Origin of the sequence: Streptomyces katrae (assembly GCF_002028425.1) — a bacterium.
Lineage (GTDB): Bacteria > Actinomycetota > Actinomycetes > Streptomycetales > Streptomycetaceae > Streptomyces > Streptomyces katrae_A.
In genome coordinates, this window is record NZ_CP020042.1 from 2,788,335 (window position 1) to 2,814,237 (window position 25,903).

Genomic DNA, 25,903 nt, shown 5'->3' on the forward strand with positions numbered 1-25,903 from the left:
AAACGGACCTTCAGGGGAGGTGAAACACGCCCGTCACGGACTCGTCGCGGGGGTTCACGGGCCCGACACTGTCCGCACCTCGGACAATGGATTGGACAAGCCTCGTGGGGTCGAACGCATGATGGCCTCACGCGCCCGCGTCGTACGTACCAGAAGGAGTCACCGTGAGGGTCGGAATCGTCGGAGCCACCGGACAGGTCGGCGGAGTCATGCGCAGCATCCTCGCCGAGCGGAAGTTCCCGGTCGACGAGCTGCGGCTCTTCGCCTCGGCCCGCTCCGCCGGCTCGACCCTGGAGTGGCAGGGCCAGGAGATCACCATCGAGGACGCCGCCACGGCGGACTACTCCGGCCTGGACATCGTGCTCTTCTCCGCGGGCGGCGCGACCTCCAGGGCCCTCGCCGAGAAGGTCGCCTCCCAGGGCGCGGTCGTGATCGACAACTCCTCCGCCTGGCGCGGCCACCCCGAGGTCCCCCTCGTGGTCTCCGAGGTCAACCCGCACGCGATCAAGAACCGCCCCAAGGGCATCATCGCGAACCCGAACTGCACCACCATGGCCGCGATGCCGGTGCTGCGCCCCCTGCACGACGAGGCCGGCCTGACCGCGCTGATCGCCACCACCTACCAGGCCGTCTCCGGCTCCGGCCTGGCCGGCGTGGCCGAGCTCAAGGGCCAGGCCTGCGCGGTCTCCGAGGCCGCCGACCAGCTGACCTTCGACGGCGGCGCGGTGGACTTCCCGGAGCCGGCCGTCTACAAGCGCCCGATCGCCTACAACGTGGTCCCGCTCGCGGGCAACCTGGTCGACGACGGCAGCTTCGAGACCGACGAGGAGCAGAAGCTCCGCAACGAGTCCCGCAAGATCCTGGAGATCCCGGGGCTCAAGGTGTCCGGCACCTGCGTTCGCGTCCCCGTCTTCTCGGGCCACTCCCTCCAGGTCAACGCCCGCTTCGAGCGCCCGATCAGCGTAGAGCGCGCCTACGAGCTGCTGAAGGACGCCCCGGGCGTGGAGCTGTCCGAGATCCCGACCCCCCTGCAGGCCGCCGGCCGCGACGCCTCGTACGTGGGCCGCATCCGGGTGGACGAGACGGTCGACAACGGCCTCGCGCTGTTCCTGTCCAACGACAACCTCCGCAAGGGCGCGGCGCTGAACGCGGTGCAGATCGCGGAGCTCGTGGCGGAGGAGCTGCGCGGCTGACGGCCGCGGGCGGCGACGCCGACGCGGGAGGGGCGGTGCCTACGGTGCCGCCCCTTCGCTTTCGCGCAGGGGCCGGGCAGGGGTGGTCGTGTTCGCCTCTGGATTACTCCCGCCCGGCGGCGGGCCCTGCATGGAAGGATGGCCGGGCAACGTCACCATCAAAGGAGATGAACGCGTGCCTGGCACGAATCTCACCCGTGAAGAGGCTCAGCAGCGGGCGAAGCTGCTCACCGTCGACTCGTACGAGATCGAGCTCGATCTCAGCGGCGCGCAGGAGGGCGGCACCTTCCGGTCCGCGACCACCGTGCGCTTCCAGTCGGCCGAGGCGGGGGCCGGGACCTTCATCGACCTGGTCGCGCCTGCCGTGCACGAGGTCGTGCTGAACGGCAAGGCCCTGGAGGTGGCCGCCGTCTTCCGCGACTCGCGCATCGCCCTGGACCACCTCGCCGCCGGCGCCAACGAGCTCCGCGTCGTCGCGGACTGCGCCTACACCAACACCGGCGAGGGCCTGCACCGCTTCGTCGACCCGGTCGACCAGCAGGCGTACCTGTACACCCAGTTCGAGGTGCCGGACGCGCGGCGGGTCTTCGCCAGCTTCGAGCAGCCCGACCTGAAGGCGACGTTCCAGTTCACCGTGACGGCCCCCGAAGGCTGGACGGTCATCTCGAACTCCCCGACGCCGGAGCCGAAGGACCGGGTGTGGGCCTTCGAGCCGACCCCGCGCATCTCCTCGTACATCACCGCCCTGATCGTGGGCCCGTACCACGCGGTGCACAGCTCCTACGAGGGCAAGGACGGGCAGGTCGTCCCGCTCGGCATCTACTGCCGCCCCTCTCTCGCCGAGTTCCTCGACGCCGACGCGATCTTCGACGTCACCCGGCAGGGCTTCGACTGGTTCCAGGAGAAGTTCGCGTACGACTACCCGTTCGCGAAGTACGACCAGCTCTTCGTGCCGGAGTTCAACGCGGGCGCGATGGAGAACGCCGGTGCGGTCACCATCCGCGACCAGTACGTCTTCCGGTCGAAGGTGACGGACGCGGCGTACGAGGTGCGGGCGGAGACCATCCTGCACGAGCTCGCGCACATGTGGTTCGGCGACCTCGTCACGATGGAGTGGTGGAACGACCTGTGGCTGAACGAGTCGTTCGCCACCTACACCTCGATCGCCTGCCAGGCGTACGCCGAGGGTTCGAAGTGGCCGCACGCCTGGACCACGTTCGCGAACTCCATGAAGACCTGGGCGTACCGGCAGGACCAGCTGCCGTCCACGCACCCGATCATGGCCGACATCCGTGACCTGGACGACGTCCTGGTCAACTTCGACGGCATCACGTACGCCAAGGGCGCCTCGGTGCTCAAGCAGCTCGTGGCCTATGTCGGTATGGAGGCCTTCTTCAAGGGCGTGCAGGCGTACTTCAAGGCGCACGCCTTCGGGAACACGCGCCTGTCGGACCTGCTGGGCGCCCTGGAGGAGACCTCGGGCCGCGACCTGACCGCCTGGTCGAAGGCGTGGCTGGAGACGGCCGGCATCAACGTGCTGCGGCCGGAGATCGAGACGGACGGCGAGGGTGTCGTCACCTCGTTCGCCGTGCGCCAGGAGGCCCCGGCGCTGCCGGCGGGCGCCAAGGGCGAGCCGGTGCTGCGGCCCCACCGCATCGCGGTCGGCCTGTACGAGCTGGAGGGCGGCAAGCTGGTCCGTACGGAGCGGATCGAGCTGGACATCGACGGCGAGCTGACGGCGGTGCCGGAGCTCGTGGGGCGTGCCCGTCCGGCGGTCGTGCTGCTCAACGACGACGACCTGTCGTACGCCAAGGTCCGCCTGGACGAGGTCTCGCTGGCCAACGTCACCGCGCACCTGGGCGACTTCACCGAGTCGCTGCCGCGGGCACTGTGCTGGGCGTCGGCGTGGGACATGACGCGTGACGGCGAGCTGGCGACGCGCGACTACCTGGCGCTGGTGCTGTCCGGCATCGGCAAGGAGTCGGACATCGGTGTGGTGCAGTCCCTGCACCGCCAGGTGAAGCTGGCCATCGACGTGTACGCCGACCCGGCGTGGCGCGAGCAGGGCCTGGCGGCCTGGACGGAGGCCACGCTGGAGCACCTGCGCGCGGCCGAGCCGGGCAGCGACCACCAGCTGGCGTGGGCGCGTGCCTTCGCGGCGACGGCGCGCACCGGGGAGCAGCTGGACCTGCTGGGTGCGCTGCTGTCCGGGGCGGAGACCGTCGAGGGCCTGGTCGTGGACACGGAGCTGCGCTGGGCGTTCCTGGAGCGGCTGGCCGCGACGGGGCGTGCGGACGAGGCGGAGATCGCGGCGGAGCTGGAGCGGGACGCCACGGCGGCGGGCGAGCGCCACGCGGAGACCGCGCGGGCGGCGCGTCCGACGGCGCAGGCCAAGGCGGAGGCCTGGGCCGCGGTGGTGGAGTCGGGCGACCTGCCGAACGCGGTGCAGGAGGCCGTGATCGGCGGCTTCGTCCAGGCCGACCAGCGGGAGCTGCTGGCGCCGTACACGGCGAAGTACTTCGCGGTGGTCAAGGACATCTGGGAGAGCCGCAGCCACGAGATCGCGCAGCAGATCGCGGTGGGGCTGTACCCGTCCCTCCAGGTGTCGGAGGAGACCCTGGCGGCGACGGACGCGTGGCTGGCCTCGGCCGAGCCGAACGCCGCCCTGCGGCGCCTGGTGTCGGAGTCCCGGGCCGGTATCGAGCGGGCGCTGAAGGCCCAGGCGGCGGACGCGGCGGCGGGCGCGGGAGCCTGACGGGGGGCGGGCCCGGTTGGTGCGGGCCCGCTTTTTCCCCCTCGAGGGGCCGGGGGCGGGTCGGCGTTTGCCCACCCGCCTCCCCGTCTGCGGGCCGGTGGTGCCGGGTGCGGTGTCTCGGCTGAGCGGTCTCAGAGATGCCTTGGGGGTTTGCCGTCAGTCCCACTGTCCTTCCGGTTCGGGCCCCCCTGTCAAGGGCGCTCCCTCCGGTCGCGTCGCTTCGCGATCGCCTGCGGCGACCCTTGACAGCCCGTCCCGCCCCGGAAAGACGAGGACTGCCGGGAAACCCCCAAAAGGACGGCACGGTCGTACCTGAGACATCCGGCCCCCTCAGCGACCAGCCGGGGAGGTCGGGGGCCGCCTCGCCAAGCATCCGGGCCGACGAGCCGCTGGATCGGTGCCGACCCACGCCCCAGATCGCTACGCGCTTCTCTCGTCTCGGCGTCTGTGGTCCGTCTAGCGCTGATACCCGCACCAGATGACGACGAGACCAGCGTGCGAAGCACGCGGGCGCGGCAGATCGCTACGCGCTGCCGAGGTCTCGGCGTCTGCGGTCCGTCCGGGGCTGGTCATAGGCGGGCTGGACGTTGGCGACGGCGGTGAATTCGCGGACGCGGCGGCGGAGGAGGCGGTGGGGGGAAGCGACGGAGACGGCTCAGCCGGTCACCCAGGTGCTCAGAGGCCATACCGCAAAACTACGCCGTGGCCGGGTCGGGTGACGCGGAGTTGTCCGTGATACCCCGTCTACCGTGAGGGCTGTCGCGGGAATTGAGACGGCAGGGAGAGCAATGGCCAGGCGTGACTACGAAGACGACCCCGGCGCCCCGGTGGCGAACAGCCTCGTGCCCGCCGCCTCGGCTGTCGTGGTGGACGATGACGGACGGGTGCTGCTCCAGCGCCGGGTCGACAACGGGATGTGGGCGCTTCCCGGCGGCAGGATGGAGCTCGGCGAGTCCATCGGGGACTGTGCGATCCGGGAAACCTACGAGGAGACCGGCGTCATCGTCGAGGTGACCGGCATCGTCGGTACCTACACCAACCCCGGGCACGTCTTCGCCTACGACGACGGCGAGGTGCGCCAGGAGTTCTCCGTCTGTCTCCTGGCGCGACCGACTGGGGGCACCCTCCGCAGCTCCGACGAATCCTTCGAAGTCCGCTGGTTCACCCCGGAGGAGACCGACGGCTGCCGATGGTCCCCAGCATCCGCAAACACCTAGGCGACTGGCGGGCCGGCAATGGGCCGGTGATCCGGTGAGCGTCTGTCAGTTGGGGAGGCGGACCGGCATCAGGAGGGAGAAGGACGTCTCGTCGTCGGGGCGGCGGACGGCCAGGGGGGCCGTGGGAGCGCCGAGTTCCAGGACCAGGCGGTCCGTGGCGCCGGCGGCGAGGGCCTCCAGGAGGTAGGCGCGGTTGACGGCGACCCGGTCCGGCCCGGCCTCGTCGTCCTCGCACAGGACGGCCTCCGCCCCGGCCACCGTCAGCAGGCTGAGGTCGCAGGCGTCGCCGTCGCGGGTCTCCCCCGCCACGACGGGTCCGTTCTCCAGGGCGGTGCGGAAGGCCGGCACGTCGACGAGGGCGCGGCGGCCCTCGGGCAGCCGGACCAGGCGCCGGTAGTCGGGGAAGTCGTGGTCCGGGCACGTGCCGGCGGCCTGGCGGTCGCCGGCCTCCAGCGTCACCCGGTCGCCGTCCACGGTGAGCAGTGCGCTGGTTCCGCCGGCGAGCAGGGCCCGCATCGCGTCGGCGAGCGGGGACGGTACGACGACCTGGGTGCGGGGTGCCTCGTGTCCCTCGGCGGGGACCTGGGCGACGGCCATGCGGTAGCGGTCGGTGGCCGCCAGGTGCAGGGTCGGCCCGTCGAGGTCGAACAGGACGCCGCCGAGGGCGGGCAGCTCGGGGTCGGTGCCCGCCGCGAAGCGGACGGAGTCGAGGGCGGTGGCCAGTGCGGGGGCCGGAACGGTCACCCGGGCGTGCTGGGTCATGGGGTTCTCCTTGTGGTCGAAGAGCGAGCGGACCGTGGAGAACTCGCTGCGCGCCTCGGCGAGGCCGCGTTCGAGGCGGCGCAGGTGGGCCTCGAACAGCTGCCGTACGAGCCCGCTGTCCCGGCCGGGCCAGCCGGCCAGGGCCAGGCGGATGTCCGCCAGCGGCAGGCCCGCCCGGCGGAGCCGGGCCAGCAGGCGGGCCTCGTCCACCTGTTCGGGGCCGTACCAGCGGTAGCCGGTGACGGGGTCCACGTGGGCCGGGACGAGTACGCCGGCCCGGTCGTAGAACCGCAGGGCGCTCACCCCGAGGCCGCTGTCGCGGGCCGTCTCGCCGATACTGCGCATCACGTTCTCCACGCCCGTCACTGTGGTCCCTGCACCAGGTCGAGGGTCAACACGGGCCCGGTGCGGCGGCCTGGCGGAGGGCTTCGAGGACGCGGGCGACGGCGGGGGCCGCGTCGGCGCCGCGGCGGGTGGCGGCGATGACATGGCGGGTCGGGCGGTCGTGCGGGAGCGGGCGGACGGTGACTCCGGCGGCGCGGGCCACCGCCATGCGGGGGATCAGCGCGACGCCCATGCCCGCTTCGACGAGGGCCAGGATGGCGGTCCAGCCCGCGGCCGAGTGGGCCTGCTCGGGGACGAAGCCGGCCGCCTCGCACGCGGCCTGGGTGATCTCCGACCAGGGGCCGGAGCCCCCGTAGATCCACGGTTCGCGGGAGAGGTCCGCCAGCCGCAGGGCGGGGGCGTCGGCCAGCGGGTGGCCCGGCGGGAGGGCCACGTCCAGCGGGTCGGCCAGCAGCGGGACCCGGGTGAAGCGCGAGTCGCGGGCCGTGGGGGCGTGCGCGGCCAGCGACACCGCGAGGTCCACCGCTCCGGCGGCCAGCAGCTCGTAGGACTGCGCCGCCTCGGCCTCCCGGACGCGGACCTCCACGCCCGGGTGGTCGCGCTTCAGGGCAGCCACGGCCGGGACGACCAGGGCCGGGATGGCCGTGGAGAAGGCGCCGACGCGGTCACGGTGCCCCGGTCGGCCAGGGTCCGCAGGATCCGCAGTTTTTTGATGTCCCAGTCCGTCACGGGGTGAAACTACCTGCGGGCCGCGCTGCCCAGGGCGACCCCGCCCAGGATCAGGGCCATGCAGAGGAGTTGGGCGGGGCCCGTGCGCTCGCCCAGGAGGAGCAGGCCGAGGGCGGCGACGCACACCGGCTGGAGGTAGTAGACGATGCCCGCGCGGGCCGCGCCGATCAGGGAGACGGCCTTGTTCCAGGCGAAGAAGGCGACGGCCGAGGAGAAGACGCCCACGTAGAGGAGCGGGCCGAGGGTGGCGGGCGTGGCCTCGAAGCCGCCCTGGACGTGGAGCGAGATCGCGTAGGCGGGGGCCAGCATCAGGGCGCCGAGGACGAAGGTGGTGAGGAGGAAGGTGAGGCCGCCGATCTCGGCGGGCTTGCGCTTGAGGAGCGCGCTGTAGGTGGCGAAGGAGAAGGCGGCGGCGAACATCCACAGGTCGCCCGCGCCGAAGTGGAGGCTCAGGGAGCCGTGGCCGACCAGGAGGAGGACGCCGAGGGCCGCCAGCAGCAGGCCGAAGACGCGGCGGGCGCCGAGCCGTTCGCCGCCGAGGCGGGCGTAGAGGGCCATGATGACCGGCGAAGCGGCCATGATCGTGCCCATGTTGGAGGCGGAGGTGGTCAGTCCGGCCTGGTGGACCAGGGTGTTGTAGAGGGTGACGCCGAAGAGGGTGGCGAGGCTGACGTAGCCGAGGTGCTTGCGGATCAGGGCCCGCTGCTGCCAGGCCTGGCGGGCGGCGAAAGGGGTGACCGCGACGGCGGCGATGGTCCAGCGCCAGAAGACGGCCTGGACCGGGGGGACGGTCCCGGACATGCCGCGGGTGGCGACGAAGCTGCCGGACCAGACGACCGTGGCCAGCAGGGCGAGGAGTACGCCGAGGCCCAGCGCCCCCTTCTTCGCCGTGCTGCCGGTGGTGTGTTGCCGGTCCTCTCGGGCTGTGGTCCGGGCGCGGTCCGTGACGGCCACTTCTGGTGTCCCCTTCCGGTGGTGGTGTGGTGGTGGGGATACCGTCGCACTGCTTGACCGTCCAGGTCCATCGAAAGAATTCGATGGGTTGGTTTAGGGAAAATGAATGGTCCCCGGGAGGCCGGGGGACGACCTCCCGGGGACCCGGGGGAGGGAGCAGGAACTGGGGTTTCAGGCGATCTTGACCTTCGGGGTCTCGATGCGCGGGGCCTCTGCCGGCTCGGCGGCCTTCACCTTCGGCGCGCGGCCCGGGAGCTGTCCGAAGACCGTGGCGCCGAAGGCGATCACCATGCCCAGGACCTGGACCGGGCTCAGGGCCTGGCCGAGGGCGGCCCAGCCGATGACGGCGGCGGTGAGCGGGGAGAGCGGGCCGAGGAGGGTGACCGAGGTGGCGGAGAGCTTGCCGATGCCGCGGAACCAGAGGAAGTACGCGGCGCCCGTGTTGATCAGCATCATGTAGCCGTAGCCGAGGAAGGCCTTGCCGTCGAGGGCCGGCGGGGCGCCCTCGACCAGGGCGGCGATCGGGATGATGACCAGTCCGCCCGCGGTGAGCTGCCAGCCGGTCACGGCCAGCGGGCCGACGCCCTCGGGGCGCCCCCAGCGCTTGGTCATCACGGTGCCGGCGCCCATGGAGGCCGAGGAGACGATGCCGGCGATGACGCCGACGAGGTCGAGCTGGGCCTGGGAGGTGAGGACCACCATGCTCACGCCGAGCGCGGCGACTATCGCGGCGAGCACGTTGCGCAGCCTGGCCCGCTCGCCCAGCAGCAGGGCGGCCAGTCCGACGACGAACAGCGGGCCGGCGGAGCCGAGGACCGCGGCGACGCCGCCGGGGAGGCGGTAGGCCGCGAGGAAGAGGAGCGGGAAGAAGGCGCCGATGTTGAGGGTGCCGAGGACCGCCGACTTCCACCACCAGGCGCCCTTGGGGAGGGCCCGGGAGAGGACGACCAGCAGGAGACCGGCGGGCAGGGCCCGCATCGCACCGGTGAAGAGCGGCCGGTCCGGCGGCAGCAGCTCACTGGCGACGAAGTAGGTCGAGCCCCAGGAGATGGGGGCGAGTGCGGTCAGGACGATGGTGGTGACTCGGTTCACGGTCACTCACTCCTCGGGCAGGTGATGGGTACGGCGGGCGGGGCTTTTTGGCTGCGACCTACTCGGGGGCCCGTCCCGGCCTCCCCGAGTAGGTCGCTGGTAAGTAGCTTAGCACTAAGCTACTTTTTGGCAAGCTACTTTCTTGTGGGTGACTAAGCGGAAGCCGATACTTGCGGGTATGACCGCACTGAAGAAGGACATCGCCAAGGACGCCGTCGATGCGATCACCGACCAGTGGTACGCGGTGCGTCCCGACCTGGACACCACGCCCATGGCCGTCTTCGGCCGGATCTACCGGATCTCGAAGGCCATGGGAGACGCGGTGGAGCGGGCGTACAACCGCCATGGAGTGTCCCGCGGGGAGTTCGACGTGCTCGCCACGCTGAGGCGATCCGGAACCCCGTTCACGCTCTCGCCGCGGCAGCTGTCGGCCACGCTGATGCTCACGACGGGCGGGATGACCGGGCGCCTGGACAAGCTGGAGAAGGCCGGGCTGCTGACCCGCAGCCCCGATCCGCACGACCGGCGCGGGCTCCAGGTGACCCTCACGGAGCGGGGCCTCGCCCTCGTGGACGAGGCGGTCGCCGACGGCATCGAGGTGAACCGGTCCGGTCTCGCCGACTTCAGCCCCGAGGAGGTCGAGGCGCTCGGCGGGCTCCTGCGCAAGCTCCTCGCGGACATGCCCTGAGGGCGGCGGGCCCGGGCGCCTCGGGGCGCGGCGTCCCGTGCCCGGGTACGCCGAGGCGCCGGAGGTCGCCACGGGGCCGGCTCAGGCCGGCGCCACGGACCTCCGGCGCCCGGAAGTGCTGGAGTGCTGGAACCGCCCGGGGGCGGGTCAGCCCTGCTTCTGCTGCTTGCGCGACTGGTCGCCGACCATCACGAGACCCGCGATGATCAGGAAGATCACGATCGGCAGGCCCACGTAGAGGCCGAGCGTCTCGCCGATGCTCAGCCCCTTGCCCGGGTCGTCGCCGTCGTCGCGGCTGAGCGCGAGGGCGGGAGACGTCATCAGCAGCATCATCAGCGTCGTTCCGGCCGAGACGGCGCCGGCGCGCAGAGCGTTCTTCTTGTCCACGGTGCAAACGTAGCGAACACCTAAAGCGGGCGCGCGCCCGGGGGTGCCGTACGGGTCCGTGCGCCCTCCCGCACCGCGCTCAGCAGGGCGTTCGCCCGGGGCGAGGCCGTCAGGGCCTCCAGGGTCAGCGGCCGGCCCACCGCGTCGGCCACCGGCAGCCGCCAGTTGGGGTACTGGTCCCAGGTGCCCGGCAGGTTCTGCGGCCGCCGGTCCCCCACCGCGTCCGGCAGCCAGACGCCGACCAGCCGGGCGGGCGTGCGCAGCAGGAAGGCGTACAGGGCCCGTACGGCGCCCTCCTCGTCCTTGGCCTCCAGCCCCAGCCCGTCCAGCACCCGCAGCCACTGCGCGGTGTCGGCGGCGTCCTCGGCCCGCTCCTCCTGCGCCGGGCGGGTCAGCAGGCCCAGCCGGTCGCGGAGTTCGACGTGGGCGCCGGCCAGTTTGGCGGCGGTGGGCGGCAGGTCGTGGGTGGTCGCGGTGGCCAGGCAGTCGGCGCGCCAGGCCTCCGGGGCCAGCGGCAGCCCGTCCCCGGACCAGTCCCGCTCGAACCAGAGCACGGAGGTGCCGAGGATCCCGCGCCGGGCCAGGGCTTGCCGGACGCGGGGTTCGACCGTCCCCAGGTCCTCGCCCACCACGGGCGCCCCCGCCCGGTGGGCTTCCAGGACCAGCACGGCGAGCATGGCCTCGCCGTCGTAGGAGACGTACGTGCCGTCGGCGGGCGGGGCGCCCTCCGGGATCCACCAGAGCCGGAACAGGCCCATCACGTGGTCCACGCGCAGCGCGCCCGCATACCGGAACACCCCGCGCAGCAGGGCCCGGAAGGGGGCGTACGCCGTCCCCTCCAGGACGTCGGGCCGCCAGGGCGGCAGCCCCCAGTCCTGGCCGCGGGCGTTGAAGGCGTCCGGCGGGGCGCCGACGGAGACGGACCGGGCGTGGAGGGAGCCGTGGCGGGCGTCGGAGCCCTCGGGGTGCACGCCGACGGCCAGGTCGTGGACGATGCCGACCTCCATCCCGGCCTCCCGGGCGGCCCGCTGGGCGGCGGTCAGCTGGGTGTCCGTCAGCCAGACCAGCCAGGCGTGGAAGTCGGCCCGCTCCTCGGGGTCCTCCCCGGCGACGGCCGCGCACCAGGCGGCGTGCAGGTCGAGCCCCTGGCCCTGGGCGGCGCGGTACGCCCGGTAGGCGGCCTCACGGGCGGGGGTGCGCGGGACGGCGTACAGCAGTTCCAGGGCGGCCCGCTTCAGGGCCCACACGGCGTCCCGGTCGATCAGGGCGCCCTTCTCCAGCACCTCGCGGCGCAGCTCCCCGCCCCGCCCGGCCAGTTCGGCGAGGGCATCGCGGTCCGGGCAGGCCTCCCATTCGGGCAGGTCCTCGACGCGCAGGTACACCGGGTCGGGGAAGCGGCGGGAGGCCGGCCGGTAGGGAGAGGGGTCGGTCGGGCTGCCGGGGACGGCCGAGTGCAGCGGGTTGACCTGGATGAACCCGGCGCCGTGGGTGTCGGCGGCCCAGCGGGCCAGTTCCGCGAGGTCGCCGAGGTCGCCCATGCCCCAGGAGCGCTCCGAGAGCAGGGAGTACAGCTGGACGAGCAGCCCGTGGGCCCGCTCGGGCGCCGCCGGTGCCCGGTCCGGGGCCACGATGAGGGTGGCCCCGGCGGTACGGCCGTCGGGGGTCTCGGCGGTCAGCCGGTGCACCCCGAGGGGCAGGCGCGGGTCCCACGCCGCCTCCCCGGCACCGTCCTCCAGGGTCACCCGCAGCCGGGTCCCGGGCGGCAGCCCGGTCAGGGCCGCGGGGGCGGGCTCTCCCCGCCACTGGACCAGGGTCGGCGGCAGCAGCCGCCCGGCCGCCTCCCGTTCGGCGGAGTCCGCCAGCCGCCGGGCGTCCTCGGGGGTGCCGGCGGGGACGCCGATCAGGCCGAGTACGGCGCGGACCGTGGCCGGCGGCACCTGGACGGTGACGTCCTCGGCGGGCTGGTAGGTGGTGGCGACGCCGTGGTGGGCCGCGAGCCGGGCGAGGTCGTCCATCTGCATCCTTGGGGGTGGGAGGGGGCTAGGAAACCGCCTCGCTCGTCAGCGGGGCCTCGTGCACGAGCGGGGTCTCGCTGGTCAGCGGGGCGTACGCCGAGCCGGGCAGCGGCGTTTCACTGGTCAGCGGGGCGTCCGCACACCCGGACAACGGGGACGCGGCTCCCGGGGGCACGTCCGCGGGGCCCGACTGCACGGGCAGGTGGGCGAGCGGGGCACGGCTGCGGGCGGCGGGCGGCGCGGTGCGGGGTTTCATGGGGGCTCCCTCGTACGTGCTTCGGGCCGGTGCTCCGGACCCGGCTGGTCCGGCGGATCCGCCCATGCAACACCTGCGCCGGACACCGCAGCCATACCCAGTCCGGGGCACCGCATTCCTGGCCGATCTTGGTCAGATCGCCCCACCCGCATTGACACTTCAGCCGCACGGGTGGTGGGCTCGGGCTCATTCGTACGGACGGGGGACGGCTCGGGACGGGGAGGCTCCGTGCAGCTCAGGGGCAGGAAGCGGACCACCGCCGCGGCGGTGGCCGTCATAGGCTCGCTGCTGGGCGGGGCGGCGGCCTCGGTCCCCGAGGGCATGCTGGCCGCCACGCCCAAGTCCCCGGCGGTGCCGCGCCCCGACGGCGGGGCCGCCGCCGTGGCCTCCGGTGGCCCGGGACCGCTCCTCGACCCGGCCTACGACGTTCCCCGAGCCCCCGCCGAGGGCCCCGCTGTGTGGCCGCGGCCGCAGTCGGCGCACGCCGACCCGGCCCGGGAGGTGCCGGTCGCGGCGGAGGCCGTGCTGGTGGCGCCGGAGGGCGTGGACCCGTACGCCGTGGACGTCGTGCGCACCGCCCTGCGCGCGGCCGGCGTACGGACGCTGCACGACCGGCCGCCGGGGGCGGTGCTGCCCGAAGGGGCCCTCGTCGTACGGCTCCAGGGGGCGGACGCGGAGGCCGCGCTGCTGGCGCTCGGCGCGGCGCCGGCCGGGGACCTGCCCGAGGGCGGCTACCGGCTGGCGGTGGGCAGGACCGGCGGCCGGGACACGGTCGCGCTGGCCGGGGTGGGCGGGGACGGGCTGTTCCACGCCGCGCAGACGCTGCGTCAGCTGCTGGCGGCCGGGGGCGGGAAGGTGCCCGGCATGCTGGTGCGGGACTGGCCCACGGCGCGGGTGCGCGGGGTCACCGAGGGGTTCTACGGGCAGCCGTGGAGCCGGCAGCAGAGGCTCGCACAGCTGGACTTCCTGGGCCGCACCAAGCAGAACCGGCTGCTGCTGGCGCCCGGTGACGACCCGTACCGCACGACGGCCTGGCGCGAGGAGTACCCGGCGGCGGCTCAGGAGGAGTTCCGGGCGCTGGCCGAGCGGGCCCGCGCCAACCACGTGACGCTGGGCTGGGCGGTGTCCCCGGGGCAGTCCATGTGCCTGGCCTCGGCGGAGAACCGGGCGGCGCTGCTGCGCAAGGTCGACGCCATGTGGGACCTGGGGTTCCGGGCCTTCCAGCTGCAGTTCCAGGACGTCAGCTACGCCGAGTGGGGCTGCCGGGCCGACCGGGTGCGGTACGGGACGGGCCCGGTGGCGGCGGCGAAGGCGCACGCGGAGGTCGCGGGCGACCTCGCGGCGCACCTGGCCGAGCGGCATCCGGGGGCGGTTCCGCTGTCGCTGCTGCCGACCGAGTACTTCCAGGACGGCGCCACCGCCTACCGGACGACCCTGGCCCAGGCCCTGGATCCGCGGGTGGAGGTGGCCTGGACGGGCGTGGGCGTGGTGCCGCGCACCATCACGGGCAAGGAGCTGGCCGGGGCGCGGTCCGCGCTCGGGCACCCGCTGGTGACGATGGACAACTACCCGGTCAACGACTGGGACCCGGAGCGCATCTTCCTCGGCCCGTACGCCGGCCGCGATCCGGCGGTGGCGAGCGGTTCGGCGGCGGTGCTGGCCAACGCGATGCCGCAGGGCACCTTGTCGCGGATCCCGCTGTTCACGGCGGCCGACTACGCCTGGAACCCGACCGGGTACCGGCCCGGGGAGTCCTGGGCGGCGGCGGTGCGCGACCTGTCGGGCCCGGACCAGCGGACCCGGGCGGCGCTGGCCGCACTGGCCGGGAACACGGCCTCCTCGGGGCTGAAGCTGGAGGAGTCGGCGTACCTGAAGCCGCTGGTGGAGGAGTTCTGGCGGGCCCGCGCGGCCGGGGACAAGGCCGCGGGCGAACGGCTCCGGGCGGCGTTCACGGTGCTGCGGGAGGCCCCGGCGCGGCTGCCCGGCCTCTCCGGGGAGGCGGGGCCCTGGCTGGAGCGGCTCTCGCGGTACGGGGCGGCGGGCGAGCTGGCGGTGGACCTGCTGCGCGCGCAGTCCCGGGGTGACGGGGCGGCGGCCTGGCAGGCCTCGCGGGACCTGGCGGCGGCGCGCAGCGCGCTGGCGGAGCAGGACGGGGTACAGGTGGACGCCTCGGTGCTCGACCCGTTCCTGGCGAAGGCGGCGGCGGAGTCGGACGCCTGGACCGGCGCGTCCCGGCCCGCCGGTACGGTGCGGCGCGAGCCCGGCTCGTGGACCGTGACGCTGGAGGAGCCGCGGCCGCTCGCGGCCGTCACGGTGATGACGGACCCGCTGGCGCCCGGGTCGCGGGGCGCGGCGGTGGAGGTGCGGGTCCCGGGCGAGGGCTGGCGGCGGATCGGTGAGGCGTCGGGGTCCGGGTGGACCCAGGCCGACGCGGGCGGGGTACGGGCGGACGCGGTACGGCTGTCGTGGCCGGGCGAGGCCCCGGTGGTCCACCAGGTGGTCCCGTGGTTCGCGGACGACCCGCAGGCCGGGTTCGAACTGGCCGGTGGGGGCGGGGTGGACGTGGAGGCCGGCGGGGCCGCGCGCACGGTGACGGCCGAACTGTCGGCGGTCCGGCCCGGCGAGGTCCGTGGCGCGCTCACCCTGTCGGGGCCGGCACCGGCGGGCATCGAGGTCCGCCTCCCGGGCGAGGTCACGCTCCCGCGCGGGGGCCGGCTCTCACTGCCGGTGGAGGTCCGCCTCCCGGCGTCCACTCCGCTGGGCACGTACGCGATCCCCCTCGCCTTCGACGGCCAGGTGCGCACGCTGACGGTCCGGGCGGTCCCGCGCACGGGCGGCCCGGACCTGCTGCGCACGGCCCGGGTCACGTCCTCGGGGGACGAGTCGGCGCGCTTCCCCGCGTCGGCGGCGGTGGACGGCTCGGAGCTGACCCGGTGGTCCTCGAAGCCGGTGGACGGGGCGTGGTGGCGGGCGGAGCTGGCCGCACCGGCCCGGATCGGAGTGCTGACCCTGCACTGGCAGGAGGCGTACGCGTCGGCGTACCGGGTCGAGACCTCGTCGGACGGGGTCACCTGGCGGCCGGCCGCCACCGTCTCCTCCCGGGGAGGCACGGACACCCTGCGCCTGGACCCCGCCGCGGACACCCGCTTCCTCCGCGTCACCTGCGACCGGCGCGCGACCCCGTACGGATGCAGCCTCTGGTCGGCGACGGCCTTCGCGGTGGTGCCGTAGCGAGGGCCGCGGGGTGCCGCCGCGCGCGGCGGCACCCCGTCAGGAAGCGGCGGCGACCCCCACCCCGATGCGCTCCAGCGCGTCTTCCGCGCCGTACGGCTGGAGGTACGGCATCCACCGCGGGTCCCGGTGCCCCGTCCCGATGATCCGCCACGCCAGCCCCGACGGCGGGGCCGGCTGGTGCCTCAGCCTCCACCCCAGTTCCAGCAGGTGGCGGTCCGCCTTGACGTGGTTGCAGCGCCGGCAGGCGGCAACCACGTTGTCCCAGGCGTGCTGGCCACCCCGGCTGCGCGGGATCACGTGGTCCACGCTCGTCGCGACGGCCCCGCAGTACATGCAGCGGCCGCCGTCGCGGGCGAACAGCGCGCGGCGGGTGAGTGGAACGGGCCCCCGGTAGGGGACCCGCACGAAGCGCTTGAGCCGGACCACGCTGGGAGCGGGGACGGCCTGTGTCGCGCTGTGCAGGAAGGCGCCGGATTCCTCGAGGGAGATGGCCTTGTTCTCCAGGACGAGGACGAGCGCGCGGCGGAGCGGTACGACGCCGAGGGGCTCGTACGACGCGTTGAGGACCAGGACGTGCGGCACGGACTGCCTCCTTGTACGCCGGCGGCGCGTGGCTCGCGCCGGGACGATCTGTTTTCCAGTCTCCCCTTACGGCTGGTCGAAACGCCACCACGCGCCGGTAACGGGCCCGAGGTGTTTTCAACCACACTCCCTTCATCCCCAGGTGAGGGCGGTCTCTCCCTCGAACACGGCAACGAGGTCGGGCCCGAGCCCCGTTAGTGTGGAAGACCTGCCCGTACACCGCGTTCCGTTTCCACGGGCAGGCCGCTATGCCTGGAGGTTCCCCCGTGCCCTCGCCCGCCACCCTGCTCCCGCTGGCAGCGACCGCCACCGACGACGCCGCCGAGAGCGTGACCAACGCCGCGAGCTTCATCGAGGAGAACTGGGCCACCTGGCTGAGCGTCGGCCTGCGGATCCTGCTGATCATCGTGATCGCGGCCGCGCTCCGTTCGGTCGTGCGCAAGGCGCTGACCAAGCTGATAAGCCGGATGAACACCAGCGCGGAGGCCGTCGAGGGCACCGCGCTCGGCGGGCTGCTGGTCAATGCCGAGCGGCGGCGCCAGCGTTCCGAGGCGATCGGTTCGGTGCTGCGCTCGGTGGCCTCGTTCCTGATCCTCGGTACGGCCGCGCTGATGGTGCTGGCGGCACTGAAGATCGATCTGGCGCCGCTGCTGGCGAGTGCCGGTGTGGCCGGTGTGGCGATCGGTTTCGGTGCCCGCAACCTGGTGACGGACTTCCTGTCCGGCGTGTTCATGATCATGGAGGACCAGTACGGCGTCGGCGACAAGATCGACGCGGGTGTGGCCTCCGGTGAGGTGATCGAGGTCGGTCTGCGCGTGACCAAGCTGCGCGGCGACAACGGCGAGATCTGGTACGTCCGCAACGGCGAGATCAAGCGGATCGGCAACCTCAGCCAGGGCTGGGCGACCGCGGGCGTGGCCGTGCAGGTCAAGCCGACCGAGGACCTCGCGCGGCTGCGCGAGACCCTTCAGGAGGTGGCCGACGCCTTCGCCAAGGAGTCCCCGTGGGACGAGCGCCTGTGGGGCCCGGTGGAGGTGCTGGGGCTGGACGAGGTGCTGCTGGCCTCGATGACCGTGAAGGTGTCGGCGAAGACGATGCCGGGGCAGCAGTTCGCCGTGGAGCGCGAGCTGCGCTGGCGGATCAAGGAGGCCTTCGACGCCGCCGGCATCCGGATCATCGGCGGCCTCCAGGCGGCCGGCGAGGAGGAGGCGGCCGCCGACCCGTCCGCCTCGGTCGCCCCGCCGTCGGTGCTGGCCAACCCCGCCTCGCCGCAGTCCCTGGCCACGACCCCGATCCCGCCGCCGGCCGCGCCCCGGCTCCCCAAGTAGTCACGCGGTCCCCGCCCGCCCCGCCGGTGTTCCGGCGGGGCGGTTTCATTGACAGGGCTCAGCAGGCGATAGGAAACTTACCTAACAGTTCGCTTCGGTGAGGGAGAGCCTCGTCATGCCCGCCGCCACGCCCGGAACGCCCAGCCTGCTGCGCTCCATGAACGACCGCGCCGCCCTGGAGCTGCTGCTGACGCACGGCCCCCTGTCCCGGACCCGCATCGGAGCGCTCACCGGCCTCTCCAAGCCCACCGCCTCCCAGCTGCTGGCCCGCCTGGAGGCCGCCGGGCTGGTGGTGGCCACCGGAACGGACGGCGGCCGGCCCGGCCCGAACGCCCAGCTGTACGCGCTCAACGCCCGCGCCGCCCACGTCGGCGGCCTCGACGTCACCCCCGACCGGGTGCTCGCGGCCGTGGCCGACCTCACCGGCACCGTCACCGGCCGCTTCGAGCTCCCCTATGCCGAGGGTTCCGACGCGGTCGGCCAGGTCACCGGCGCCCTCGCGGGAGCCCTCGCCGACGCCGGCCTCGGCCTGGAGGACCTGCACCGCGTGGTCATCGCCACCCCCGGCGCCTTCGACCCCCGCTCGGGCCGGCTGCGCTACGCCAGCCACCTCCCCGGCTGGCACTCCCCCACCCTGCTCGACGAACTGGCCGCGACCCTGCCCGTCCCGGTCGAGTACGAGAACGACGTCAACCTCGCCGCCGTCGCCGAGCAGCGGCTCGGCGCGGCCCGCGGGCACGAGGACTTCGTCCTGCTGTGGAACGAGGAGGGCCTCGGCGCCGCCCTGGTACTCGGCGGCCGGCTGCACCGCGGCTGGACCGGCGGCGCCGGCGAGGTCGGCTTCCTGCCCGTCCCCGGACACCCCCTGGTCCGGCAGGTCGCCCGCGCCAACACGGGCGGCTACCAGGAGCTGGCCGGCGTCCAGGTGCTGCCCGCGCTCGCCGCCGAGGCGGGGATCGACACCTCCGGGCTCCCCCGCGGGGCCCAGGTGGCCGCCGCCGTCGCCCTGCTGCGGCAGGCCGCCGCCGAACCCGACGGGGCCCGGCTGGAGTTCCTCCGCTCGTACGCCACCGCCCTCGCGACCGGTCTGGCCTCGCTGGTCTCCGTACTGGACCCGGAGCTCGTGGTCCTCGCCGGGCAGGCGATCGCCGCGGGCGGCGACCCGCTGCGCGCCCTGCTGGAGGCCGAGCTCGCCGAGCTGGCCCCCTCCCGGCCCCGGCTGGTCCCCGGCGAGGTCGGCGAACGGCCCGTCCTGCGCGGCGCCCTGGAGAGCGCGCTGGCCACCACCCGCGAGGAAGTCTTCGACACCTCCCGCTGAACCCCCGACCCCACCCCCGACCGGCATCCCCTCACCGGAAGTTCCTCCCCCAGAGAGCGAGCCCCGCCATGCCCACAGCCGGACGCCCCGTCACCGCGGCCACCGCACTGGCGGCCCTATCCGCCCTGGCCCTGCTCGCCACCGCCTGCACCGGCCAGGGCGCCGCCACCGCCTCCGACGACCCGAAGGCGGACACCACCCTCACCTTCTGGCACGGCTGGTCCGCGCCCGGCGAGGTCAAGGCGATCGAGGAGAACATCGCCCGTTTCGAGAAGGCGCACCCGAACATCAAGGTCAAGGTCACCGGCAACATGACCGACGACAAGATCAACCAGGCGCTGCGCGCCGGCGGCGACAAGGCCCCCGACGTGGTCTCCTCCTTCAGCACCGACAGCGTCGGCACGTTCTGCGCCTCCGGCGCCTTCACCGACCTGAACCCCTTCCTGGCGAAGTCCGGGGTCGACAAGACCAAGGTCTTCCCCGCGACCCTGCTGGAGTACACGCAGTTCAAGGGCAACCAGTGCACGCTGCCCCTGCTGAGCGACGCCTACGGCCTGGTCTACAACAAGACCGCCTTCGCGGCCGCCGGCATCACCGAACCGCCCCGCACCTGGAGCCAGTTCACCGAGGACGCCCAGAAGCTGACCAAGCCGCGCGGGGACTCGTACGAACAGCTCGGCGTGATGCCCACCTTCCACGGCTACGAGACCACCCCCATGCGCCTGGCCGCCCAGTGGAGCCCCGCGTACTTCGCCGCCGACGGCAGCTCCAGCCTGGCGAAGGACCCGGCCTTCGCGAAGATGCTGACCGCCCAGAAGGACCTGGTGGACAAGCTCGGCGGGTACGAGAAGCTGGAGCGGTTCCGGGCCGGGTTCGGCGACGAGTGGAGCGCCGGACACCCCTTCCACAAGGGGCTGGTCGCCATGCAGATCGACGGGGAATGGCGGCCGGAGATGGCCAGGGAGGCCGGGGTCTCCTTCGAGGTCGGCACCGCCCCGCTGCCCGTACCGGACGACCAGGCCGCCGACTACGGCAAGGGATACCTCTCCGGCACCGTCATGGGGATATCCGCGGCGAGCCGCAAACAGAACGCCGCCTGGGAACTCGTGCGGTACATGACCACCGACACCGAGGCGGTGGTCTCCTTCGCCAACGCCATCCACAACGTGCCCTCGACGCTGGCCGCCCTCCAGTCCCCGCAGCTGAAGGTGACCCCGGAGTCCAGGACCTTCCTCGACATCGCCCGGCACCCGAAGTCCGGCACCACCCCCGCCCGCGCGGACGGCGGCACCTACCAGCTGACGTTCCAGGACTTCGCCTACCGCACCGAGAAGGGCGAGGTCCCCGACCTCCAGGCCGGTCTCGCCGCCACGGCCCGGCAGATCGACACCGACATCGCCAAGGCCGAGTAGTCCGATGGCCCCGCCCGCACTCCTGGCCAAGCGCCGCCGGGCCGCCCTGCGGACCGCCGCGTTCCTCTCGCCCTGGCTGATCGGCTCCGCCGTCTTCTTCGCCTACCCGCTGCTGTCCACCGCCTACTTCTCCTTCACCCGTTACGACGGCTTCCGCCCGCCCGCCTTCAACGGCACGGCCAACTGGAGCTACGTCTTCACCGACTACCCGCTCTTCTGGCCCGCCCTGCGCAACACCCTGTGGCTGGTCGTGGTCATGGTGTCCTGCCGGGTCGTCTTCGGCCTGGGCGCCGGCCTGCTCGTCACGAAGGTCAAGACCGGGGCCGGGATCTTCCGCACCCTGTTCTACCTGCCCTACCTGGCCCCGCCGGTGGCCGCGACGCTCGCCTTCGTCTTCCTCCTCAACCCCGGCACCGGCCCCGTGAACACCCTCCTCGACGGCGTGGGGCTGCCGGCTCCCGGCTGGTTCACCGACCCCGGCTGGTCCAAGCCCGCGCTGACCGCGCTCGCCGTGTGGGGGGTCGGCGACCTCATGGTGATCTTCATGGCGGCCCTGCTCGACGTGCCGAAGGAGCAGTACGAGGCCGCCGAGCTCGACGGGGCCGGCGCCTGGGCCCGTTTCCGGCACATCACCCTGCCGAACATCTCCCCGATCATCCTGTTCGCCGTGGTCACCGGGGTCATCCAGGCCATGCAGTACTACACCCAGCCGCTCGTCGCCGGGAAGACCGCCGCCGGGGTCATCGGCGGCTCCGGGCAGCAGTTCGAGCCCGGCTACCCCGACAAGTCCACGCTGACCCTGCCCCAGCTCGTCTACAACCTCGGCTTCCAGCGCTTCGACTACGGCGCCGCCTGCGTCCTCGCGCTCGTCCTGTTCGCCCTCTCCATGGCCTTCACCGCCCTGCTCATGCGCCGCCGCGGCGGACTGACGGGAGCGGACGCATGACCATGAGCACCGCACGCGGCGCCCGGCGGGCCGTACTGCACTGGATCGGCGTGCACGCGCTGGCCGTGGCCGCCGCCCTGTTCTTCGTCCTCCCCTTCGTCTTCCTCCTCCTCACCTCCCTGATGGGCGACCAGCAGGCCCTCACCCGCGACCTGTGGCCGCGGACCTGGGAATGGGGCAACTACGCCACGGTCTGGCACACCCCCGGATTCCTCACCTGGTGGCGCAACACCCTCCTCTACGCGGGCCTGGGCACCCTCCTGACCGTGGTGTCCTCGGTGCCCGTCGCCTACGCCCTCGCCAAGGTCCGCTTCCGCGGCCGGCGGCTCGTCCTGCTGCTCGTGATCGCCGTGATGACGCTGCCGCCCCAGGTGGTGGTCATCCCCATGTACCTCTTCTGGGCCAAGCAGCTCGACCTGTCCGGCACCCTGTGGCCGCTGATCGTCCCGATGGCCTTCGGCGACGCCTTCTCCGTCTTCCTGCTGCGCCAGTTCCTGCTCACCATCCCCGACGAGTACCTGGACGCGGCCCGCGTCGACGGCTGCGGCGAGCTGCGCACCCCGCTGCGGGTGGTCCTGCCGATGGCGAAGCCCGGCATCGCGTCCATCGCCCTCTTCCAGTTCTTCGCCGCCTGGAACGACTACTTCGGCCCGCAGGTCTACGCCTCCGACAACCCCGCCGCCTGGACCCTCAGCTACGGCCTGGAGTCCTTCAAGGGCGCGCACCACACCGACTGGAACCTCACCATGGCGGCGACCGTGCTCGTCATGGCCCCGGTGATCCTCCTCTTCTTCTTCGCCCAGAAGGCGTTCGTCGAGGGCGTCACCCTGACCGGCGTGAAAGGCTGAAAGCGATGAAACTCGCAGTGGTGGGCGGCGGTTCCACCTACACCCCCGAACTGGTCGACGGATTCGCGCGGCTGCGCGACACCCTGCCCGTCACCGAGCTCGTCCTCGTCGACCCCGCCGCCGAACGGCTGGAGCTGGTCGGCGGCCTGGCCCGGCGGATCTTCGCCCGGCAGGGGCACCCCGGCCGGATCACCACCACCGCCGACCTGGACGCGGGCGTCGCCGGCGCGGACGCCGTCCTCCTCCAGCTGCGGGTCGGCGGGCAGGCGGCCCGGCTGCAGGACGAGACCTGGCCGCTGGAGTGCGGCTGCGTCGGCCAGGAGACCACCGGCGCGGGCGGACTGGCCAAGGCCCTGCGCACCGTCCCCGTGGTGCTGGACATCGCCGAACGGGTGCGGCGGGCCGCCCCCGGAGCCTGGATCATCGACTTCACCAACCCCGTCGGGATCGTCACCCGGGCCCTGCTCCAGGCCGGGCACAAGGCGGTCGGGCTGTGCAACGTCGCCATCGGCCTCCAGCGGAAGTTCGCCGCGCTGCTGGGCGCCCAGCCCGCCGAGATCCACCTCGACCACGTCGGCCTCAACCACCTGACCTGGGAGTTCGGCGTACGGCTCGGGGGGCCCGGGGGCGAGGACGTGCTGCCCCGGCTGCTGGCCGAGCACAGGGAGGCGATCGCCGCCGACCTGCGGCTGCCGCGGGCGGTGCTGGACCGGCTCGGCGTCGTCCCCTCGTACTACCTGCGCTACTTCTACTCCCACGACGAGGTGGTCCGCGAGCTCGGCGAGAAGCCCTCGCGGGCGGCCGAGGTCGCGGCGATGGAACGCGAACTCCTCGCCCTGTACGCGGACCCCGCGCTCGACGAGAAGCCCGCGCTGCTGGCCAAGCGGGGCGGGGCCTTCTACTCGGAGGCGGCCGTGGACCTCGCGGCGGCCCTGCTGGGCGGCGGCGGCCCGGCCGTGCAGGTGGTCAACGCCCGCAACGACGGCACCCTGCCCTTCCTCCCGGACGACGCGGTGATCGAGGTCCAGGCCGCCGTCGACGGCTCCGGTCCCGTCCCGCTGGCCGTGCCCCGCCCCGACCCCCTGTACACGGGACTCCTCGCGCACGTGACGGCGTACGAGGACCTGGCGCTGGACGCCGCGCTGCGCGGCGGTCGCGAACGGGTCGCCCGGGCCCTCCTCGCGCATCCGCTGGTCGGTCAGTTCGACCTGGCCGAGGCGCTGACCGACCGGCTGCTCGCACACAACAAGGAGCACCTGCCATGGGCGTGAGCCGCCCCGCCCCCGCCGCGGTGCTCGCACTGGACGCGGGGAACAGCAAGACGGACGCGGCCCTGGTCGGCGCCGACGGCACGGTCCTGGGAACCGGCCGTTCCGGGGGCTTCCAGCCGCCCCGGACGGGGGTCGATCCGGCCGTGGACGTGCTCGGGGAGGCCGTCGCGGAGGCCGCCTGCGCCGCCGGGCTGGCCGGGCCGCCGTACGCCGTCCGGGTCTCGGCCTGTCTGGCCAACGCCGACCTGCCGGTGGAGGAGCGGCAGCTGGCGGACGCGATCGCCGCGCGGGGCTGGGCGCCGGCCGTCGAGGTGCGCAACGACACGTTCGCCGTCCTGCGGGCCGGGGTGGACCGGCAGCGCGGGGTCGCCGTGGTGTGCGGGGCGGGCATCAACTGCGTGGGCCTGCTGCCCGACGGGCGCACCGCGCGCTTCCCGGCGCTGGGCCGGATCTCCGGGGACTGGGGCGGCGGGAGCGGGCTGGCGGAGGAGGCCGTGTGGTGGGCGGCGCGGGCCGAGGACGGGCGGGGCGGGCCCACCGCGCTGGCGAAGGCCCTGCCGGGGCACTTCGGGCTGACGGCGATGGCCGGGCTGATCGAGGGCCTGCACCTGGGCGGGATCCCGCGGGGGCGGCTGCACGAGCTGGTGCCGGTGCTGTTCGCGGTGGCTTCGGCGGGCGACGCGGTGGCCTCGGCGATCGTGGAACGGCAGGCGGAGGAGGTGGTGGCGCTGGCGTCGGTGGCGCTGGAGCGGCTCGGGCTGCTGGCGCAGGAGGTGCCGGTACTGCTGGGCGGCGGGGTCCTCGCGGCGGGGCACCGGCAGCTCGACGCCCGTATCGTGCAGCTCCTGGCCGCCCGCGCCCCGCACGCCCGTCCCTCGGTGGTCACGGCCCCGCCGGTCCTGGGCGCGGCCCTGCTGGGCCTGGACGCCGCCGGTGCCCCGGCGGGGGCGCACGCGAGGCTCCGTGCCCAATTCGAGTGAACCCGGGCCGGGGGCGCGTGCGCGGGGAACCGTGGGGGCGGGTCCGGCGTATTGACGGTGAAGGGGTGGCGGGGGAGGTCGGGGGAGGGTGGTCGGGGCGGTCCGGGGAGGGGATCGTCCAAGATCGAGCACCGGGTGCTGTGGTCCGGCGCCACTACGGCCATACTGCTGCGGAGCAGAGGGACCGAGGGGGAGGTCAGGGTGGCCATCACGACACGCCCGTCCGCGCCCGGGGGCGGTGCCGCCGGGGTGCCCGCCGGGCCGGCCGGGCGGGGTACGGCCTGGGCCGAGGGCGTGGAGCGGCTGCGCGCGACGGCGACGACCGAGCCGGGCCGGCTGCGGATCATCGGCGCGGTGCTGGCGGCGCTGGTGCTGCTGTTCGGTGCGGTGGCCGTCTGGGAGGTCTCGGGCCGGTTGACGGCCGCGGAGGACGTGGTGGGCCGCAGCCAGCCGCTGAGCGCGGACGCGGCGAGCATCTACCGTTCCCTGGCGGACGCCGACACGGCTTCCTCCAGCGGGTTCCTCGCGGGCGCGCAGGAGCCGCGCGAGGTCCGCCTGCGCTACGAGAAGGACATGGCGAACGCCTCCCGGCTGCTGGTGAGCGCCGCGGCGAACACCGGGGCGGGCGGGGAGTCCCGCAAGGAGATCGCGCTACTCGGCGAGCAGTTGCCCCGCTACACCGGCCTGATCGAGCAGGCCCGCGCGAACAACCGGCAGGGCCTGCCGCTGGGCGGCGCGTACCTGCGCTACGCCAACGAGCAGATGAGCACGGTGCTGTTGCCTGCCGCCCAGCGGCTGTACGAGGCGGAGACCGGGCGGCTGTACACGGACTACGACGAGGCCCGGGGCTGGCCGCTGGCGGCGACGGGCGCGGGGGTGCTGGCGCTCGGGGCCCTGGTGTGGGCGCAGCGGCGCAACTACCTGCTCACGCACCGGGTCTTCAACCACGGTCTGCTGGCGGCGACGGCGGCGACGGCCGTGGTGCTGGTGTGGCTGACGGTGGGGCAGACGGTGGCCCGGTCCGGCCTGGGTGAGGCGCGGGCGGACGGGCAGGAATCGCTGAAGGTGCTCAACGACGCCCGGATCGCCTCCCTGCAGGCGCGGGCGAACGAGAACCTGACGCTGATCGCGCGGGGCGCCGTACTGGCCGAGGACAAGAAGTCCGACAAGTACGACGTGGACTACGCGAAGAACATGAAGCAGCTCGACGCGGGGCTGGCGCGGGCGCTGGAGCTGGCCGACGACGCGAGCGGCCGGGATCCGGTGGCGAAGGCGGCCGCGGGCGCGGCGCAGTGGAAGCAGCGGCACGCGGCGGCGCGGGAGTCGGACATGAGGGGCGACTACGAGCTCGCCCTGCCCCAGGTGATCGGGGGCAAGGGCCACGAGGACAGCAGCGGGGCCTCGTTCGACACGGTGGACGCCTCCCTGGAACAGGCCGTGGCCCATGAGCAGAAGCAGTTCACCCTGGCCGCGCGGGGCGGGCTCGGGGCGCTGGGCGGGCTGGCGACGGGAGCGGCGGCGCTCGCGGTCGTCGGCGCCGGCGCGGCCCTCCTCGGTATCGGTCGCAGGCTTTCGGAGTACAGGTGAGTGC

At 73.7% G+C, this 25,903-nt stretch carries 19 protein-coding genes and 2 pseudogenes; 13 read left to right on the plus strand and 8 right to left on the minus strand.

The genetic code is table 11. The features are described 5' to 3' along the window. Positions 1-164: 164 nt before the first annotated feature. The 3 genes and pseudogenes from B4U46_RS12550 (at position 165) to B4U46_RS12560 (ending at position 5,203) form a co-directional block, all read left to right on the plus strand. Positions 165-1,193: an aspartate-semialdehyde dehydrogenase gene (locus tag B4U46_RS12550; protein ID WP_079426977.1), complete on the plus strand. Its 1,029-nt coding sequence runs from the start codon at positions 165-167 to the stop codon at positions 1,191-1,193. A gap of 175 nt (positions 1,194-1,368) precedes the next feature. Further along, positions 1,369-3,948, plus strand: a complete 2,580-nt coding sequence (gene pepN / locus B4U46_RS12555) for an aminopeptidase N (protein ID WP_079426979.1) — start codon at positions 1,369-1,371, stop codon at positions 3,946-3,948. Positions 3,949-4,736: 788 nt separating this feature from the next. Then, positions 4,737-5,203 (plus strand): annotated as a pseudogene (locus B4U46_RS12560) (NUDIX hydrolase). A 7-nt stretch (positions 5,204-5,210) separates the two neighbouring features. On the opposite strand, the gene B4U46_RS12565 reads toward B4U46_RS12560, so the two are convergent. The 4 genes and pseudogenes from B4U46_RS12565 to B4U46_RS12580 all read right to left on the minus strand — a co-directional run bounded on the left by B4U46_RS12565 (position 5,211) and on the right by B4U46_RS12580 (position 9,047). Beyond that, on the minus strand, positions 5,211-6,284 hold the full coding sequence (locus B4U46_RS12565) for a MerR family transcriptional regulator (RefSeq protein WP_237292825.1): 1,074 nt from the start codon (positions 6,282-6,284) through the stop codon (positions 5,211-5,213). Between the two features lie 34 nt (positions 6,285-6,318). Further along, positions 6,319-6,936, minus strand: a pseudogene (locus tag B4U46_RS12570) (LysR substrate-binding domain-containing protein); the annotation flags it as partial. A gap of 74 nt (positions 6,937-7,010) precedes the next feature. After that, on the minus strand, positions 7,011-7,955 hold the full coding sequence (locus tag B4U46_RS12575; protein ID WP_079426981.1) for a DMT family transporter: 945 nt from the start codon (positions 7,953-7,955) through the stop codon (positions 7,011-7,013). A 171-nt stretch (positions 7,956-8,126) separates the two neighbouring features. Continuing rightward, entirely contained in the window at positions 8,127-9,047 is a 921-nt protein-coding gene (locus B4U46_RS12580; RefSeq protein WP_167747583.1) for an EamA family transporter, read from the minus strand. Positions 9,048-9,225: 178 nt separating this feature from the next. Here B4U46_RS12580 and B4U46_RS12585 point away from each other — a divergent pair, with 178 nt between their 5' ends. Further along, entirely contained in the window at positions 9,226-9,735 is a 510-nt protein-coding gene (locus B4U46_RS12585; RefSeq protein WP_079426985.1) for a MarR family winged helix-turn-helix transcriptional regulator, read from the plus strand. Between the two features lie 147 nt (positions 9,736-9,882). Here B4U46_RS12585 and B4U46_RS12590 read toward each other — a convergent pair whose 3' ends face one another. The 3 genes from B4U46_RS12590 to B4U46_RS12600 are packed head-to-tail and all read right to left on the minus strand — an operon-like array spanning position 9,883 to position 12,393. Beyond that, a complete protein-coding gene (locus B4U46_RS12590) occupies positions 9,883-10,122 on the minus strand; it encodes a hypothetical protein (protein ID WP_079426987.1) in 240 nt (79 codons plus the stop codon). Between the two features lie 20 nt (positions 10,123-10,142). Beyond that, entirely contained in the window at positions 10,143-12,143 is a 2,001-nt protein-coding gene (locus B4U46_RS12595) for a 4-alpha-glucanotransferase (RefSeq protein WP_079426989.1), read from the minus strand. 19 nt (positions 12,144-12,162) lie between these two features. After that, the gene (locus B4U46_RS12600) at positions 12,163-12,393 is read right to left on the minus strand and encodes a hypothetical protein (protein WP_079426991.1); all 231 of its coding nucleotides are present in this window, start codon (positions 12,391-12,393) and stop codon (positions 12,163-12,165) included. A 228-nt stretch (positions 12,394-12,621) separates the two neighbouring features. Between B4U46_RS12600 and B4U46_RS12605 the strand changes: the two genes are divergently transcribed. Next, on the plus strand, positions 12,622-15,624 hold the full coding sequence (locus tag B4U46_RS12605) for a beta-N-acetylglucosaminidase domain-containing protein (RefSeq protein WP_079426993.1): 3,003 nt from the start codon (positions 12,622-12,624) through the stop codon (positions 15,622-15,624). 39 nt (positions 15,625-15,663) lie between these two features. Here B4U46_RS12605 and B4U46_RS12610 read toward each other — a convergent pair whose 3' ends face one another. Beyond that, positions 15,664-16,209, minus strand: coding sequence for an HNH endonuclease (locus B4U46_RS12610; protein WP_079426995.1), 546 nt, complete (start codon positions 16,207-16,209; stop codon positions 15,664-15,666). A gap of 248 nt (positions 16,210-16,457) precedes the next feature. Between B4U46_RS12610 and B4U46_RS12615 the strand changes: the two genes are divergently transcribed. The 8 genes from B4U46_RS12615 (at position 16,458) to B4U46_RS12650 (ending at position 25,899) form a co-directional block, all read left to right on the plus strand. Continuing rightward, the gene (locus B4U46_RS12615; protein WP_398898483.1) at positions 16,458-17,537 is read left to right on the plus strand and encodes a mechanosensitive ion channel family protein; all 1,080 of its coding nucleotides are present in this window, start codon (positions 16,458-16,460) and stop codon (positions 17,535-17,537) included. Between the two features lie 115 nt (positions 17,538-17,652). Next, the gene (locus tag B4U46_RS12620) at positions 17,653-18,855 is read left to right on the plus strand and encodes an ROK family transcriptional regulator (RefSeq protein WP_079426998.1); all 1,203 of its coding nucleotides are present in this window, start codon (positions 17,653-17,655) and stop codon (positions 18,853-18,855) included. 68 nt (positions 18,856-18,923) lie between these two features. After that, positions 18,924-20,267, plus strand: coding sequence for an ABC transporter substrate-binding protein (locus tag B4U46_RS12625; RefSeq protein ID WP_079427000.1), 1,344 nt, complete (start codon positions 18,924-18,926; stop codon positions 20,265-20,267). A 4-nt stretch (positions 20,268-20,271) separates the two neighbouring features. Then, complete coding sequence (locus B4U46_RS12630; RefSeq protein WP_079427002.1) at positions 20,272-21,213, plus strand: carbohydrate ABC transporter permease; 942 nt, start codon at positions 20,272-20,274, stop codon at positions 21,211-21,213. Further along, on the plus strand, positions 21,210-22,061 hold the full coding sequence (locus tag B4U46_RS12635; protein WP_079427004.1) for a carbohydrate ABC transporter permease: 852 nt from the start codon (positions 21,210-21,212) through the stop codon (positions 22,059-22,061). The genes B4U46_RS12630 and B4U46_RS12635 overlap by 4 nt, the downstream gene beginning before the upstream one ends. 5 nt (positions 22,062-22,066) lie before the next feature. Next, positions 22,067-23,332, plus strand: coding sequence for a 6-phospho-beta-glucosidase (locus B4U46_RS12640; RefSeq protein WP_079427006.1), 1,266 nt, complete (start codon positions 22,067-22,069; stop codon positions 23,330-23,332). After that, positions 23,323-24,312 carry an N-acetylglucosamine kinase gene (locus tag B4U46_RS12645; protein ID WP_079427008.1) on the plus strand — a complete coding sequence of 330 codons (990 nt, stop codon included), beginning with the start codon at positions 23,323-23,325 and terminating at the stop codon, positions 24,310-24,312. Before B4U46_RS12640 ends, B4U46_RS12645 begins: the two co-directional genes overlap by 10 nt. 201 nt (positions 24,313-24,513) lie before the next feature. After that, a complete protein-coding gene (locus B4U46_RS12650; protein ID WP_100863638.1) occupies positions 24,514-25,899 on the plus strand; it encodes a hypothetical protein in 1,386 nt (461 codons plus the stop codon). Positions 25,900-25,903 lie beyond the last annotated feature (4 nt).

Excerpts from the sequence above, each read along its gene's own strand:
- B4U46_RS12585 (WP_079426985.1), top strand. The coding sequence starts at position 9,226 with ATGACCGCACTGAAGAAGGACATCGCCAAGGACGCCGTCGATGCGATC.
- B4U46_RS12595 (WP_079426989.1), bottom strand. The coding sequence starts at position 12,143 with ATGCAGATGGACGACCTCGCCCGGCTCGCGGCCCACCACGGCGTCGCC.
- B4U46_RS12600 (WP_079426991.1), bottom strand. The coding sequence starts at position 12,393 with ATGAAACCCCGCACCGCGCCGCCCGCCGCCCGCAGCCGTGCCCCGCTC.
- B4U46_RS12615 (WP_398898483.1), top strand. The coding sequence starts at position 16,458 with ATGCCTGGAGGTTCCCCCGTGCCCTCGCCCGCCACCCTGCTCCCGCTG.
- B4U46_RS12620 (WP_079426998.1), top strand. The coding sequence starts at position 17,653 with ATGCCCGCCGCCACGCCCGGAACGCCCAGCCTGCTGCGCTCCATGAAC.
- B4U46_RS12625 (WP_079427000.1), top strand. The coding sequence starts at position 18,924 with ATGCCCACAGCCGGACGCCCCGTCACCGCGGCCACCGCACTGGCGGCC.
- B4U46_RS12630 (WP_079427002.1), top strand. The coding sequence starts at position 20,272 with ATGGCCCCGCCCGCACTCCTGGCCAAGCGCCGCCGGGCCGCCCTGCGG.
- B4U46_RS12635 (WP_079427004.1), top strand. The coding sequence starts at position 21,210 with ATGACCATGAGCACCGCACGCGGCGCCCGGCGGGCCGTACTGCACTGG.
- B4U46_RS12640 (WP_079427006.1), top strand. The coding sequence starts at position 22,067 with ATGAAACTCGCAGTGGTGGGCGGCGGTTCCACCTACACCCCCGAACTG.
- B4U46_RS12645 (WP_079427008.1), top strand. The coding sequence starts at position 23,323 with ATGGGCGTGAGCCGCCCCGCCCCCGCCGCGGTGCTCGCACTGGACGCG.